This window comes from Paenibacillus sp. BK720, from assembly GCF_011761545.1.
Taxonomy (GTDB): domain Bacteria; phylum Bacillota; class Bacilli; order Paenibacillales; family Paenibacillaceae; genus Pristimantibacillus.
Window position 1 is genome coordinate 1481585 of sequence record NZ_JAASRQ010000001.1, and the last position, 14227, is coordinate 1495811.

Consider the following 14227-nt stretch of genomic DNA (forward strand, 5'->3'; position numbering starts at 1 on the left):
GAGATCATGGCAGACCTTAAAACGCCGGTATTCGATTGGGACGCTGGAGACTTCGCCCTGGACCTACAGCGGGGCGTAAGAGCAGCGATACAAGGCGAAGCCGTCGCACAAATCATACTAAAAGCCACGCAGACTATACGCGGGGCTTTTTTAATATACGCAAACCGGGAGCAGCCGCAGCTTAACCACAAATTCGGCAGCGACGCGCGCTATACCGCAGTAATGGACATAACGGAAGCGGCCAGGGTAAGCGAGATTTCCCGGAATATTCAGGACGCGCTTATATACGACCCCTGGATAATTGGCGTTCGGGACATTGTTATTACAAGAGAGCCGCAGACGGACAAGGACACCGGCGCCCGGAAATGGGTTTACGTCGCCAGCTGCACCGTAGACCATATCTACGGTACGACGGAAATAGAGGGGGTTATTGTTTAATGGCTGACCGGAAAACATTTATACCGGTTTATGAAGAAACCGAAGACGCCATACTGGCCCGCATTATAGGGCATAGCGCCATGGCTACCTGGCGTAAAGAACCTGGTGACTTTATTTACGACGCGGTAGCCCCGGACGCCCGGGAGATCTTACAGCTACAGATCGGCATGGACGCCGTGCTGCAGAGTGCCCACGCACAGTACGCAGAAGGCGACGCCCTGGACGAGATATTAAGTGACGCCGGTTTAACGCGTCTGCCGGCAACGCCTAACCAGCGCGCCCTGCAAATCACGGCCGACGCTGGCGTAGTAATTCCCCTGGGCCAGACCTTTACGGCGCTAATTCTGGACGTAAACGGTAACCCGCTGCAGTACACGCTGGATAAAGCGTTAAGCTTTTCAACGGCCGGGCTTACGCTTACCGCGAACCTGACCTGCACGACGGCCGGCGCTATAGGTAACCTGGCAACAGGAAGCCAGTTTATCCTTACGCCTACTATTCCAGGTGTACGGGTTATCGTAGACGCCGGTACGACTATCGCCGGCGGGGATCGGGAAACAGACGACGAAGCTTTTAAGCGTTACGATTTCAAGGTTAACAATCCAGACACCGGCGGAAATAAAAGCGACTTGAAGCGCTGGGCCGAAGAAGTGACCGGCGTAGGCGCTGCCCGAGTTATTCCGCGCTGGAACGGCAACCTTACAACGAAGATCGTAATAGCCGGCGCAGATTTTACGCCAGGTTCGACGCAGCTGGTCGCTGACGTACAGAACCATATGGACCCAGGAATAACGGGCCTGGGCGAAGGCAAAGCGCCTGCAGGTAATCGGGTAACCGTCGTGTCTGCTACTGCCTTGTCGATAACAGTTACCGCGACAGTATCCTATTTTGCTGGGGTAAGCGCGGCGGACGTTAAAGTGGCCTTTACGGTAGCCCTTAAAGATTACCTGGAGAAGATCGTATTTTCTGATATGCCGGTAAGTATTGCTAAGATCGGCAGCCTGCTAATCAGTACCGAAGGCGTCGCGAACTACAGCAACCTTAAATTAAATAACGGTACGGCAGATATTCCGGTAGGTACGGAACAGATCGCGGTCGTAGGGGCGGTAACGATATGACCGAAACCTTAAACCGCATCATGGGCAGCGTACCGGACTATTACGGGACCAGTACCGTCTATACCGGGATCCAGACGACGAAGGCCGCAGAATGGGATAGGCTGCGGGCACAAGCGGATGACCTGGCGCTGCAGCTCCACCCTTCGACCGCGACCTGGGGCCTTCGATACTATGAAGAAGCCCTGGACATACCGCTTAACGCGACGGACAGCTACGAAATACGACGCAGCCGCGTTATAGCAAAACGTCGAAGCCCTGGTAACTTTTCCGCAAAGCTTATTAAAAGCGTTGTCCAAGCCTTCGCCGGCGAAGTAGACGTAGCGATAGACTTTACGACCGGCGACGTGATCGTAACGTTTATCGGTACGTACGGGATCCCTACGAACCTGGACGACCTAAAGAAAGCTGTAGACGGCGTAGTACACGCTCATTTAGGCGTTATCTATAAATTCCGCTACGCGACATATAGCCAAATCGCGAATTCTGGAAAGACCTACGGACAAATCGCAGCAACGAATATAACGTACGAACAAGTTTACGAAGGAGGGGTGCTTTAATGGCAACTACGCCTAAAAAAGGTTTACCGCTTATTGATTCGTCCATGACGGCCGACATACCGCGCGACTATAACGCCTTGGCGAACGGCGTCGATACGGCGATAGGTAACCACGAATCTGCCGCTGTATTACCGCACCCGGACGGATCCGTTACGGATGCAAAGATAGGTACCCGAACGATTGACGACACGGTAGCAGCTGCAGCAGGCGCCGATACGCCTACGCGGTTATGGAGCAAGCTGGCGAATATGATTAAGGCTATTACTGGAAAAGGGAACTGGTATACTCCGCCTTCTACAACAATCGAAGCGCTAAATACCGGTAAAGCCCCGATAGCAAACCCGACATTTACGGGCAACGTAACGGCTGGCGGGGACGTTATTGTTACGAATGATAACACCGGCGTTACGTTATTCGGAGGGGCCAAGGTTTATAAAAAAATGGGTGCCGGCCTAGCATTCCGCAGGCATTCGGCAGACGTTGACCCAGTTGTAGAGAATAACGCAGGCACAAGTAGCTGGAAAATCTGGCATGCGGGCAACGGCGGCGCCGGCAGCGGCATGGACGCCGATAAGGTAGACGGCTTCGACTTCGACCAGGCGCTTAAAACGACGTCTAGCGCAACGTTTGCTGGCATGACGGTTAACGGATCGATTAACAAGAGGGGCGCCGGCGACCTTGTAATTTACGACCAGGCAGGCGGTTCTGGCTTACTGGGATCGCTGTACCACCAAAGCGGAGCCCTTACGATCCGGGCCGACACTTCTACGGGCCAGGCTACCGGTCCCATTGACTTCAAGGGTAGCGCCTTACGGTACAACAGTAAGCAGCTGGCCGTGCTGGATTCCCCAGCCTTCACCGGCACGCCTACGGTACCTACTGCTGCGGCAGGTACGAATACTACGCAGGCAGCCAGTACAGCCTTCGTGAGAGCTGCCGTTGCTGGGATCCCCGCGCCCGACCTATCGGGCTATGCGCCGCTGGATAACCCGATATTTACGGGCGTGGTTAAAGTCGGTGATGGAACGGGACGCCTGGAAGTGACGAACTATAACGGCGGTTTACGGTTTGCTGCATTCGGCGGTACTGGGAATGGGGCGGCGTTTATCCATGGACCAGCAGGCGCTGGAGACGATATTCTACAAATTATCAGAAACGACACCTCAAACAGCAACTACACTCTGCAGGCGCGGGCGTTTCAAGCAGCTCAATTTAAGTCAACTATGCCGCAGGGTACGGCACCGTTTACGGTCGTTTCCACGACAACGGTAACCAACCTTAACGCGGACCTGCTGGACGGCCAGCACGGCGCATATTACGCGCCGATCGCAAACCCTAACTTTACGGGGACGGTTAATGCTCCTTCCGTTACAGCGGGGGCACTGACCGTAACAGGTAACGCGTCTATCGCGGGTAATCTGATCGCTAAGACGATTCCGACTAAGGGCTATAAGACAACTGACAGTTCGAATATCTACCAAAACCAGTGGACCAAAATCGCAACGGTAACAGTAACTTCGCAATATTCGGATTATGCGAGTAAAGCCAGCATTATAGGCTTAGGTGCCGGCGCTGCAATTACCGCACATTGTGATTTATTTTTCCGGGTTAAACAGCAGAATGCCCTGGGTAGTGACCCGTTTGTAGAGCTTATCGTTTCGGATTCCTCACACGCGAACGGCTTTACGGGCGACTCCTTCGCTGGCATTGTCTCCACAATGAACGCCACAACGACGGTTGTAGACTTGTATATCAGAAACCCGCTCACTTACAACGGCTTTTTTATTAGCCCATACCAAGAACAAACAAGCGGAGGAACTACCTGCACATGGCTAGAGAATCAGTCGTACATTACAACGCTTCCAGCCAGCGTAGGTTCTACGTTCCGGTCTTCATACAATCCTTACTTATACACGGAAAACAATACCCTGGACGACGGCGCGGGTAATGCGTCCTTTAGAACGGTAGCTTCTACGGTAGCAACGGGTACGGCGCCTTTTGTGGTTGCTTCTACGACAGTGGTACCGAACCTTAACGCGGACCTGCTGGACGGATACCAGGCGGGCGTTAATTCAGCGCCTACGACCGTAGTCGTACGGGATTCTTCGGAAACAGTAATTTCAAAACGTTTCACGGCCAACGTAGCACAGGGGACGGCGCCTCTTATTGTTACATCTACAACAGTTGTACCAAACCTTAACGTAGATATGGTAGACGGCTTCCATATGGACCAGGACGTAAGAAAAGCGGCCAGCCCTACGTTCGCTGCTATTACAACAAGCGGCGCAACAGTTAACGGTAATCTTACTGTATCGCAAGCTAGCGCCCCTATTATCGGGTTAATAGAAGGGGACCAAGCGACTGACGAAAAACGTTGGATGATGGTAGCAGACGGTAAGAGCTTCGAAGTTAGAACAGCAACAGACGCTGGAGGGTCGGGGGTTACGGGATTAAGAATTACGCGCGGAACTGGTACAGCCGTAGCTTCTGCTTCGTTTACTACAGCCGTGCTAGCGCCTACTTTCCAATCCACCGCGGCAACCGGTACAGCGCCTTTTACGGTCGCTTCTTCGACGCTGATACCTAACCTTAACGCTGACATGGTAGACGGTATGCAGCCTACGACCGCCAGCACAGCCAACAGCCTGGCAGCCCGAAACGCTTCCGGGGACCTGGGGGCAAACGTCCTTGTTTCTACAGTAGCTACAGGTAAAGCGCCGCTTACTGTAGCGTCTACTACGCTGGTACCAAATCTTAATGCAGATATGGTAGGGGGCGTTCGACCGGCCGACTTGAAAGCTAAGTCTGTAGTCATTCTTAGCACAAACGCAGACACTTCGTTATCGGGCGTATTTTCTAACAGCCTACTAGACAGCGCTGGAGTTGCTAGCATTGTGCTAGGGGATGCGGACTTATGGGATGCAACGAATAAAGAGCTTGTATTCCCTAGAGTGGGACGGTATTTAATATCTGGATTTGTTTCGGTAACGACTGATTCCGCATGGATAGCCGGTGACAACATTGAGATTTATTTCAATGCAAGCAGTAATAAATTCGATGCAGGAACTAATAAAATCCGTTACCTAACAACCTTTATGGTACCTATCAGCGGCGCTAGAACCTATAGAATCCCATTTTCAAGGATACTGCATGTACCGGTAGCCGGTAACAAGGCTTCACTTCAAATTAGCCCGCAAAGGTCCTGTATATTACCAGCAGGGACAGATGGCACAACGTTACACATTGAAATAGCCGAAATGATTTAAAGCCCTGCGCATAGTGGGGCTTTATTATTTTCCAGAAGGGTAGGAGACAACTTGAACAACGCGACGCGGATACCAGCGCCAGAAGAATATGGGGAACATATCGCCAGGCTAAACCAGGAAAGTGTACAGACGAAGCAGCAGCTGGAATGGCAGGGGAAACAGATCGAGGAATTAAAGACGCATTACCAGGCTTTAACCCTGCAGCAAACAGAAACGAAAACCCTGGTTATGGGGCTGCATACCCGCATGGAAGGCCTGGACAGCCGACTATTCGGTATGGTTACTCAAATGACCAAGGATAACGCGGCGCTGCTGCAGCAGATCACGAAGGGTCAAGCGAAGGAACTGCAGCAAGGTACAAAGGAAAGGAACCAGCAGCAAAAAGCCTGGATAAGCTTCGGTAAGTATGTGGTCGCCCTAACAATCGGGGCGGCTATCGTTTACTGGTTTAAGAATGGGGGCTAATAAATGCGAATAACGGCCGCGCAGCTGCAGTCCTTCGGCTGGTATGGAGTAACCGACGCCATGCTGCAGGACCTGAACGAAACGCTACAGAGATTCGGAATCAATACCTGGGCGCGTATCGCCCACTTTATGAGCCAGACGGGCCTTGAATCCGGACTGGGCAAGTATACCCGGGAGCTGGCCAGCGGCCAGGCTTACGAGAACCGCCGCGACCTGGGGAATATTCAGCCAGGGGACGGACCGAGGTTTAAGGGCGCCGGCTTTATTCAAATGACCGGCCGCAACAATTACCAACGCTTCGCTACCTATATCGGGGATCCGAACGTTATGCAGGGCGTCGAATACGTCGCGGCCAGGTACCCATGGTCCAGCGCTGGTTTCTGGTGGATGAATGCCGGCATGAATAAGCTTATCGACGGCGGCGCGTCGGTCCAGGTCGTAACCCGGCGCGTGAACGGCGGATACAACGGCCTGGAACGCCGGGTAGAGTTATTCGACCTATGGACCAAACAAAACCCGTTGATAAAGGAGAATGAACCCATGACACCTGCAGAACAAAAAGAATTCAACGACCTTCAAGCGACGGTAAAAGCCCAGGCTGCGAAGATCGAACAGCTGGAAGCCCAGGTAAAGATTATCCCGGCCCCAAGCTGGGCGAAGGATGCCGCGGCCTATTATGCCGGCTACTATGACGCTAGCGGAGGTACAGAAGATTTTTGGCGCCAGCTGACAATTCAGTATCGGATCGCTAAAGGAATAAAAGCAAAAAAATAAAGGAGTGCTGAAAAATGAACTGGAATGATATTACGCATACTATGCAGCCTGTAATTACGTACGCGGTGGAAGCCCTGATCGGGGCGCTGGCGCTTTATGTGCTGCAAGCGGTCGGAAGAGTGCTACCCAAGGTAAAAGCGGCGTACGAAGCCCGTACGACGGCCAGCCAACGCGAAGCCCTGCACAAGATTGCCCTGGAAGCTTTCGCGTTTGCTGAAACGACCTGGAAGGACACCGGCGGCCCCAGCAAGCTATCCGCAGCCATGGGCTACGTAAGCAAGCGGCTGCGGGAAGTGGGCATAGCGATTACGCCCGAAGAAATTGAAGCAGCTGTACACCACGCCTGGTTAACGTTCAACCCGGATAAAAAGGATCCAAAATAAAAACGGCCCCTATCATGGGGCCGTTCGTGTTACCCTGGCGGCAGGCGTTGCCCTAATGCCAGGCGTTTACCTTCGAATTACCCGCCGGGCTATCGCAGCCTGGCGGGCCTTTTTTTTCGTCTATTGGAATCTTACGTGGATTTTGAATTGAATAATCGTCAGCTATTAAAAAATAAGTTTTAGACTGATCATTAAAAATGAGACAATGGCAGACCAAGACTTGAAAATATAGTCTTAGACTGTATTCATTGAACTAACGTTCGCCGTTAGCTTCATACTTCATTGAATTGTAATTTCCGAATTCTCTACTACATGCCATTGGTAGCCTAATAATACAGGCGGAATAAATGTAGGCATAATCCAAGAATACACACAGTCTTCTGTAAGGTCACCAAGCCAGAAGTTCCCTTTTGAATCTAATTGCATCTTCCACTTTCCACTGGCAAAGGCCAATCCCTGATTGACCAGTTCTCTAGCTATGCGATAAGCTATTTCATCGCCTTTATTTTGTTCAATATCAGCAAGGACTGCAGTATACTTTAAATGTTTTTCTCGATCCTTTTCTTCAGTTAGTTCAGAATTCCATACCTGATTAAAAACAAAACCTGTTAAATTGGCCTGTTTAACAAGATTAATAAATTTTTCAGTGACATAAATGCTTGTTCTTATTTCAGGAACTTTAAAGATCAGAGTATCAACAGGTATTTTTTCTCTGATAAAATGTACCCTTTCTGAAGACTTAATTAGTCCTGATTCTGTTCTCTCTGTCAGATCAAAATCAATACAATCAATTCTTTTTAAGACATGCAAGAAATGGATAGGGCGATCCAATATGAAAAGAAACTCAGCCTCATCTCCAATTTGCGCAGTTAAAGCTTGTTTTGCATATTCTGAAATAATTGTGGCACCTGGTAAATAGCCGATATAATCCTTTTCTTTCCCTTTTCTAAGGAGATTTAAATATATACCGTTCCAGTCCTTTAAAGGATGTTCGTCATTCTTAATTGACCTAATCAAGTCATCTGCTTCTGGATTATCAGCCAATACATAGCTATCGTGATCAGAGTTCATTTCCCAAATTTTCATCGCTACACTCCTAGCTTAATTATCTAGATACTTAATTAAAGCCGACTGTCTTTATCACTTTCAATGCTGGTTATTCAACTATAGTTCCCAGTTAGTTGAATCATTTTTTGATTTTACAAATGAAGAAAGGGTATTCAGGAAATGCTTCGTACAAATTCTTTTTTACTAACTGATAACTCGATCGTTTTAAATAACCTTCTAACATCTCCAACGATGAGTACTTTAAGTTAGCCATGAACATAAGATATCCACCGATATTCAGTAAATTAAAACACGAATCTAAACACCTTTCAAAACCTCCAGTCTCTTTGACTGCAGATCCGATTAAGGTTACAATATCAAATTTTTCATTAGTTATTTCATTATCAAAAATACTTTTACATATCACCTTAGAAGGATTAGGATGACCTTCTCGAAACTGTCTGTAAGCGAAGATTTCACAGATATCTTTGTTAATATCAATACTTGTTAAGTGCCCTTTGCCTTTTAGCCAAAAGCCAAGGTAATCGTCCCAATCCCCTGTTCCAATCCCTACATTACATACCTTAATCCCATCAGTGACTGTAAATTCTTTTCTTACGTAATCCCTTGTAATCAGTTCTGTGTGTATGCATTGTGGTGATGTGTTCCATTCACCAGCTTCGGGGTTTTTAAGCTCCAGGTAATAGTTAAATAATTTATCATCCATATTCATTGAGAAATGCCCCCACATATATCCGATATACATATTCATTCAATACATTCCCTGATAAATCCTCCAGTTTATTCAATTAAACTGCCCGTTAGCTTAACTTCACCGCGCCAGTCTAGAATTTTATTTTCTCAGTCTACAACTTTATTTTCATCATACAAAAGGATGAAATTTGTATATCTTTTCAAGAAACAGATTATTTTCCGACCCATACAGGCGGCTGTAAACAATCTACTATAAAAAATCCTTCTATAATTCTAGCTCCATTCTCTGTGGTGTGTTATGCCTTGCAATAAGTAATGAATGTGCTGGCAGATAGTATGATTAGTGAATGTTTATATGAAGGTGACAGGGGGATAGTTTGGAGTATAGAAGATATTGTAAAAAGAAACTACTTAATATAAAATCCGTATATCACTAGAACAGCTATTAGGAGGAATACATATTATGGGTATCTGGCAACAGTTTAAAGACGATTATAAAAAGAAAGTAAACGAAGGCCTTATGAAAACTATTAAATTAGACTATATCGGCGGAATGCCTGACGTTAAAGGGAAAGAAATCGTAATAGCCCAGCACCCGGACACGAAGTATACGACAGTCAATAAGAAGGAAGGGCAGCTGCTGGGGATCGATTGGCAGGAGTCGGGCAAGCGCAGCGCAGGCAAAGCTGCAGCCGGGGCTATCATAGGCAGCCTGGCCGGTCCGATCGGTACCGTAGCAGGTGCAGCGATAGGTGGCCGCCGTAAAGATTCGTCTACAGCAATCCTTTCGGTAGAAGTAGACGGCCAGCAATATAGCGTATACGTGCGTTGTAGTGAGGATGAATTCAAAACAATCTCTAACTTTATGTAATAATTTTTCATTTTAAAATAGAAAAAGATAATACATATATAATAATATATATATAATATATATAATAATATATATTATATATATTATTTAATTAATAATAATTAACTAGCAGCCAGAGAGAACAATATATAAGAGTACCCCGAATTTAAGGAGGGGTACTTTTTCTTTTTTTTGTTCTTCTGAAAAATTTTTACTCAAAGGTACCCCCTATCTAATTCGGACGAATTTTATATATTTTTCGTTCTGGCAAAGTCTTTACTTCTATGTAACGTTCGCCTATACTGTTACCTGTAGTTAATATTACATACAGATAACGAATCGAAGGGAACGAAAAACACATGGGAAAAGGTACACGCCTGGCGGTCGGGGAAAAGTCCGAAGTATACAGCACAAAAATTCTACCTTCGCTTAAGCAGTTGCTTGCAGCGCAAGCCCATATCATGGGGCCAGGATCTAGCCAGCGCCAACTGTTGGAGGAAATGCACAAGGCATACGCTGAGAAATACCCAGAGCGCGCCAGCCAGGCAATCGAAATACTGGCGAAGGATTACCCGAACGCTTTAGAAATGGTAAGCAGTTACCTGGGAGAGATCCACGCGGCGGACGCTACGCTACCGGCGGAAGTTGAACTGCCACGGAATCTGGTACAGACGGTCCGCTATATCGGCCGGCCACAGATCCACCTGTACGAACATGACAGCAAGAACGGCACCGGCTGCAGCTTGGCCGGTACGATTGACCAGGAATCCATCACATGGCAAAGCGTGGACGCGGTAGACTGCAAGAAATGCCGTTACTGTAGAAAGGCGGTATTCGAGGTAGGACCCCAATAGTCAATCATTAAATAAAAATGTAAAGTTGACGAGATATTACTCATGGGATAATCTTGCTCTATATCGTAATGTAAAAAAGTGGAGGAATGGGTTGTGGAGAAGAAAGGGTTTATGGACAGTATCACAAAAAGAGAGCTTATTTATTGGTTTATCATTTTTGATTTAATATTACTGATAACCGGAGCATTAACCTGGAAGTTTAAGAATTCACAAGATGTGATTAATCAAATTTCACTTGTATCAAGTATTTCGTCGATTCTATTAGCTTTAGTTGCGATAGTTTACGCATTTTTTCAATCTCAGGATTCTTCCAAACAGTCAGGACAATTACAGAATACTCTCATGAAAATTAACGATAAAATAGAAGAACTTACTGAGATTAAAGACGAATTGCGCTCGATTAAGGACGAGTTTTATTCATTCAGAGCAGATTCTAAATCAGATATTGCACAAATCCACACCCTTCTCGAAGAGCAAAAAGATATATTAACAAATGATGTTATTAATAAGTTGAAGGAAAAACAAGTTGATATACCTGAGGAGATTGAGAATGATGTTAAAAATGAAGTAACTACAAAAGAGTATTTATCTCTATATGAAGCTCCAGAAATGGCATCGACCCTAGAATACCAGAGAGTTCTTTTAGCAGTAAAAGACTATATTCAAGATCACTGCAAATCAGGTGATAGTATAAGCATAATCAACATAACTGCTGCTATTGTAAAGAGAAATGAAGAAATAAGGTATATGAATCATAGAAGAATTAAGAGTCATGTAATCAAGGCATTAGGAGAATTGTCTAAAAATAGTAATTTGATTAAATTTGTAAGAGTTGGTAATGCTTTTGGATATCATGTTAATTAATGAATTTGATTATAAGTCACTGCCCTTTAGTATGGTTCTATAGGTGGATATCTTAGCAATTTTGACATCCTGACCATATTACCTTAGTAAATGTCAGTACTTGATTAGGAACATTTGTTCGCTGTATAATCACCTATGAGGTGGTTAAATTGGACGGACAAAAACCGGCGGTACCGACCAAAGAAGAACTAGAACTAATTCGAGAATTTTGCATGCTACCGCTACTCATGGACCTAGTAGCTAAGAATAGGCAGGACCTGGAGTATATGGATTCCACGTTAAAGCCGTTTTATACATTGATCGTAGACGTTCTGCTAGATCGGATCCATGCGGACCTAACACATATTAGGAAGGAACTAAACCGAATTAAATGCAAAGTGAACCAGTTAGACCGCCACGACGCTGCAACATTCCACTTCGAATTCCGGTTACGTGGCTACTGCGAAGAATTCGGACTGTGGAAAACACTTGTCAGATCGGAAATGGGTATTCGATTAGGAAAGCATAAAGCCGAAATAGCAGAACTACTTAAAACGAAAAGCCCATAAACTGGGCTTTTTTCTTTTGCGTTTGGGCTGTATAATTACGAGAACGCTAGTTCTATACGGGAGAGAACCCAAAATGAGAAGAAGAAAGCAACTTACTGAACTGATACAAGACTTAAGAAGCAGCGAAAACGTGATTAACTGGCACGAAGTCGAACCTATAGAAGCAAAAAGTAAACCTATGCCCGAAAGCGTAGACCCCAGGATAAAAGGGGCATTGACAAAGCGAGGCATTGAACAGCTGTACAGTCACCAGCATACCGCTTACGAGACGATCCGCCGGGGCGAAAACGTCGTAGCTGTAACTCCGACGGCTTCAGGGAAAACGCTGTGCTATAATTTGCCAGTCCTGCAGGCGATAGCAGAAGACGATGCCAGCCGAGCACTGTACTTATTCCCCACGAAGGCCCTGGCCCAGGATCAAAAAAGCGAGTTAAACGAGATCATAGCCGAAATGGGCGTAGACATTAAAAGTTTTACCTACGACGGCGATACTTCCCCAGCTATTCGGCAGATCGTAAAGAACGTCGGACATATCGTAATCACGAACCCCGATATGCTGCATTCGGCAATCCTACCGCACCACACGAAATGGGTTAGCTTGTTTAGCAATCTTAAGTTTATAGTCATTGACGAGCTGCATACTTACCGCGGCGTTTTCGGCAGCCACGTTGCGAACGTTATTCGCCGGCTGCAACGTATCTGCAGATTCTACGGAAGCGACCCACTATTTATCTGTACGTCGGCAACCATAGCCAACCCCAGGGAACTGGCCGAACAGTTGACCGGAAAACCTATGCGACTGATCGACGACAACGGCGCGCCCAGGGGAAGGAAACACTTCGTATTCTATAACCCGCCTATCGTTAATAAGCCGCTGAACCTACGGAAAAGCGCGACGGTAGAGGTAAACCACCTGGCGAAGGAATTTCTTTCGAATAAAGTCCAGACGATTGTTTTTGCCCGCAGCCGGGTTAGGGTGGAATTAATCTTAAGCCGCCTGCAGGAGATCGTAAAAAATGAGCTGGGCACAAAATCCATAAGGGGATACCGGGGCGGATACCTGCCGAACCAGCGACGGGAGATCGAACGGGGGCTACGTAACGGGGATATTCTGGGCGTCGTAAGCACCAACGCCCTGGAATTAGGCGTAGACATTGGCCAGCTGCAGGTCTGTATCATGTCCGGTTATCCGGGAAGCGTAGCCAGCACCTGGCAGCAAGCCGGCCGGGCAGGTCGCCGGCATGGCGAAGCCCTGGTTATCATGGTCGCAAGTAATACGCCGATCGACCAGTACGTAGTCCAGAACCCGGAATATTTCTTCGAACGTTCCCCGGAGTCTGCGCGTATTAACCCGGAAAACTTGCTTATCCTGGTAGACCATATGCGCTGCGCAGCCTATGAGCTGCCATTTAAAAAAGGCGAAGAATTCGGGCCGCTGGATATACACGACATACTGGAATACCTGGTAGAGGAAAGGGTACTTACTCACGCTGGGGACACGTTCTACTGGGCGAATCAATCCTTCCCAGCTCACGAAGTCAGCCTACGTTCTGCAGCCCAGGAAAACGTCGTAATAATCGACCAGTCGGACGTAGCGAACGTAAGAATAATCGGGGAAATGGACCGATTTAGTGCTATGACCCTGTTACACGACGAAGCCATTTACCTGCATGAGGGCGTTCAATTCCAGGTGGAAAAGCTGGATTGGGATCATAAGAAGGCTTACGTAAGAGAAGTGGACGTAGAATACTACACGGACGCAAACCTGGCCGTTAAGCTTAAAGTCCTTTCGAAAGATCGGACCGAACACAAGCGGACAACGACGCTTAACTATGGAGACGTCGCCGTAAATGTTATGGCAACAATGTTTAAAAAAATTCGTCTAACGAGTTTCGAAAACATAGGATACGGCCCCATAAAACTACCCGAAGAAGAACTGCATACCAGTGCTACCTGGATCGAAATAAAGGAGGCGGATCCGGAGCTGGAGACAAAAACCCTGGAACAGTTGCTAATGGGTATATCCAATGTCATACGGCATATTGTCCCTATTCATGTTATGTGCGACCGTAACGACATTCACGTCGTTTCACAAATACGGGCCGAGCATTCGCAACTGCCGACGATCTTTATATACGACCATTACCCTGGAGGAATCGGCCTTGCGGAAAGCGTCTATAAGCGATTCGACGAAATAAAAGAAGCCGCTATGAATTTAATTCGACGCTGCCCATGCGAGGACGGATGCCCTTCGTGTATCGGTACTGAAATTGAAGGAATGGACGCAAAGAAAAAATCCCTTCATCTAATAGAGGGATTATAAATGCAAGTTTCTGTATCTGTTCATTA

14 protein-coding genes are annotated in these 14227 nt (G+C 47.1%); 12 read left to right on the forward strand and 2 right to left on the reverse strand.

Translation table 11 applies throughout. The features are described from left to right. The first annotated feature begins 6 nt into the window (after positions 1–6). The 7 genes from FHT67_RS06685 to FHT67_RS06715 are packed head-to-tail and all read left to right on the forward strand — an operon-like array spanning position 7 to position 7001. Positions 7–438 (forward strand): DUF2634 domain-containing protein, encoded by a 432-nt coding sequence (locus tag FHT67_RS06685; RefSeq protein WP_167196614.1) that lies wholly within the window; start codon positions 7–9, stop codon positions 436–438. Continuing rightward, on the forward strand, positions 438–1556 hold the full coding sequence (locus tag FHT67_RS06690) for a baseplate J/gp47 family protein (RefSeq protein ID WP_167196617.1): 1119 nt from the start codon (positions 438–440) through the stop codon (positions 1554–1556). Before FHT67_RS06685 ends, FHT67_RS06690 begins: the two co-directional genes overlap by 1 nt. Further along, positions 1553–2113, forward strand: coding sequence for a putative phage tail protein (locus tag FHT67_RS06695; RefSeq protein ID WP_167196620.1), 561 nt, complete (start codon positions 1553–1555; stop codon positions 2111–2113). Before FHT67_RS06690 ends, FHT67_RS06695 begins: the two co-directional genes overlap by 4 nt. Continuing rightward, positions 2113–5379 (forward strand): hypothetical protein, encoded by a 3267-nt coding sequence (locus FHT67_RS06700; RefSeq protein ID WP_167196623.1) that lies wholly within the window; start codon positions 2113–2115, stop codon positions 5377–5379. The genes FHT67_RS06695 and FHT67_RS06700 overlap by 1 nt, the downstream gene beginning before the upstream one ends. A gap of 51 nt (positions 5380–5430) precedes the next feature. Beyond that, the gene (locus FHT67_RS06705; protein WP_167196625.1) at positions 5431–5844 is read left to right on the forward strand and encodes a hypothetical protein; all 414 of its coding nucleotides are present in this window, start codon (positions 5431–5433) and stop codon (positions 5842–5844) included. Between the two features lie 3 nt (positions 5845–5847). Beyond that, positions 5848–6618 (forward strand): glycoside hydrolase family 19 protein, encoded by a 771-nt coding sequence (locus FHT67_RS06710; protein WP_167196628.1) that lies wholly within the window; start codon positions 5848–5850, stop codon positions 6616–6618. Between the two features lie 14 nt (positions 6619–6632). After that, entirely contained in the window at positions 6633–7001 is a 369-nt protein-coding gene (locus tag FHT67_RS06715) for a phage holin, LLH family (protein WP_167196631.1), read from the forward strand. A 279-nt stretch (positions 7002–7280) separates the two neighbouring features. On the opposite strand, the gene FHT67_RS06720 is transcribed toward FHT67_RS06715, so the two are convergent. Both FHT67_RS06720 and FHT67_RS06725 read right to left on the reverse strand, forming a co-directional pair. Then, positions 7281–8087: an imm11 family protein gene (locus FHT67_RS06720; protein ID WP_167196634.1), complete on the reverse strand. Its 807-nt coding sequence runs from the start codon at positions 8085–8087 to the stop codon at positions 7281–7283. A gap of 100 nt (positions 8088–8187) precedes the next feature. Beyond that, the gene (locus FHT67_RS06725; protein WP_167196636.1) at positions 8188–8781 is read right to left on the reverse strand and encodes a class I SAM-dependent methyltransferase; all 594 of its coding nucleotides are present in this window, start codon (positions 8779–8781) and stop codon (positions 8188–8190) included. A gap of 444 nt (positions 8782–9225) precedes the next feature. Here FHT67_RS06725 and FHT67_RS06730 point away from each other — a divergent pair, with 444 nt between their 5' ends. The 5 genes from FHT67_RS06730 (at position 9226) to FHT67_RS06745 (ending at position 14201) form a co-directional block, all read left to right on the forward strand. After that, positions 9226–9633 (forward strand): hypothetical protein, encoded by a 408-nt coding sequence (locus FHT67_RS06730; protein ID WP_167196638.1) that lies wholly within the window; start codon positions 9226–9228, stop codon positions 9631–9633. Between the two features lie 440 nt (positions 9634–10073). Further along, positions 10074–10466, forward strand: a complete 393-nt coding sequence (locus tag FHT67_RS06735; protein ID WP_208403127.1) for a hypothetical protein — start codon at positions 10074–10076, stop codon at positions 10464–10466. A gap of 93 nt (positions 10467–10559) precedes the next feature. After that, a complete protein-coding gene (locus FHT67_RS06740; RefSeq protein ID WP_167196645.1) occupies positions 10560–11330 on the forward strand; it encodes a hypothetical protein in 771 nt (256 codons plus the stop codon). Between the two features lie 140 nt (positions 11331–11470). Next, positions 11471–11878, forward strand: a complete 408-nt coding sequence (locus FHT67_RS30640; RefSeq protein WP_481856677.1) for a YhjD family protein — start codon at positions 11471–11473, stop codon at positions 11876–11878. A gap of 73 nt (positions 11879–11951) precedes the next feature. Beyond that, positions 11952–14201: a DEAD/DEAH box helicase gene (locus tag FHT67_RS06745; RefSeq protein ID WP_167196648.1), complete on the forward strand. Its 2250-nt coding sequence runs from the start codon at positions 11952–11954 to the stop codon at positions 14199–14201. Positions 14202–14227 lie beyond the last annotated feature (26 nt).

Coding starts and splice junctions, on each gene's coding strand:
- FHT67_RS06695 (WP_167196620.1), top strand. CDS start 1,553: ATGACCGAAACCTTAAACCGCATCATGGGCAGCGTACCGGACTATTAC.
- FHT67_RS06725 (WP_167196636.1), bottom strand. CDS start 8,781: ATGAATATGGATGATAAATTATTTAACTATTACCTGGAGCTTAAAAAC.
- FHT67_RS06735 (WP_208403127.1), top strand. CDS start 10,074: ATGGGGCCAGGATCTAGCCAGCGCCAACTGTTGGAGGAAATGCACAAG.
- FHT67_RS06690 (WP_167196617.1), top strand. CDS start 438: ATGGCTGACCGGAAAACATTTATACCGGTTTATGAAGAAACCGAAGAC.
- FHT67_RS06700 (WP_167196623.1), top strand. CDS start 2,113: ATGGCAACTACGCCTAAAAAAGGTTTACCGCTTATTGATTCGTCCATG.
- FHT67_RS06745 (WP_167196648.1), top strand. CDS start 11,952: ATGAGAAGAAGAAAGCAACTTACTGAACTGATACAAGACTTAAGAAGC.
- FHT67_RS06720 (WP_167196634.1), bottom strand. CDS start 8,087: ATGAAAATTTGGGAAATGAACTCTGATCACGATAGCTATGTATTGGCT.
- FHT67_RS06685 (WP_167196614.1), top strand. CDS start 7: ATGGCAGACCTTAAAACGCCGGTATTCGATTGGGACGCTGGAGACTTC.
- FHT67_RS06715 (WP_167196631.1), top strand. CDS start 6,633: ATGAACTGGAATGATATTACGCATACTATGCAGCCTGTAATTACGTAC.
- FHT67_RS06710 (WP_167196628.1), top strand. CDS start 5,848: ATGCGAATAACGGCCGCGCAGCTGCAGTCCTTCGGCTGGTATGGAGTA.
- FHT67_RS06730 (WP_167196638.1), top strand. CDS start 9,226: ATGGGTATCTGGCAACAGTTTAAAGACGATTATAAAAAGAAAGTAAAC.